At 73.6% G+C, this 603-nt stretch carries 1 protein-coding gene; it reads right to left on the minus strand.

Annotation, left to right across the window (positions count from 1 at the left end; all coding sequences use genetic code 11):
- A partial coding sequence (locus FV228_RS32055) for a DUF937 domain-containing protein (RefSeq protein ID WP_147857998.1) occupies positions 1 to 410 on the minus strand: 410 nt, incomplete at its 3' end.
- Positions 411 to 603 lie beyond the last annotated feature (193 nt).

Genomic DNA, 603 nt, shown 5'->3' on the forward strand with positions numbered 1-603 from the left:
GGCCGGGCCTGCGCGGGCTCGGCCTGCGGCGGGTTGAGCATGACGTGGACGATGCTCGTCACCACGGCGCCGGCCATCATCGGCAGCATCTGGCGCAGCACCTGGGCGCCGACGCCGCTGGTGGCGGAGGCCTGGCGCAGCACCGCCTGCATCAGCGGGGCCGAGCCGAACATCTGGGTGAGGGCTTCGAGGCCCTGGGGCGCGGCGGCGCGGGCGGCCTCGGGCATCCCGAACATCCGGGCGAAGCTGCTCGGGTCGAGGCCGGCGCCGCGCTGGAGCCCGAGGGTCAGGGCCGGCATCAAGGCCTCGAAGGCGCGGGCGGTCTGCTCGGGGCTCAGGCCGAATTGCTGGGCCATCGCCTGGATCCCGGCCTCGCCCTGGGCCTGGAACATCTCGAGCGGGTTGAACATGACGCCTCGTCCCTGTCCCGGTCGAACAGGCCGGGACAGGGCATGGTGACCGGTTGTGCGGCGAAATACCAGTTCCCGCGAGAGGAACTTGTGCTTGGACCGTCCCGGCCCGCACGAGCGGGCGGTCTTGCGTGCCGGACCGGGCGCCCCGGACTCAGCTCACCGGCCCGGGATGCGGGTGGCCGGCCGGCAG

Source organism: Methylobacterium sp. WL18, from assembly GCF_008040015.1.
GTDB lineage: Bacteria > Pseudomonadota > Alphaproteobacteria > Rhizobiales > Beijerinckiaceae > Methylobacterium > Methylobacterium mesophilicum.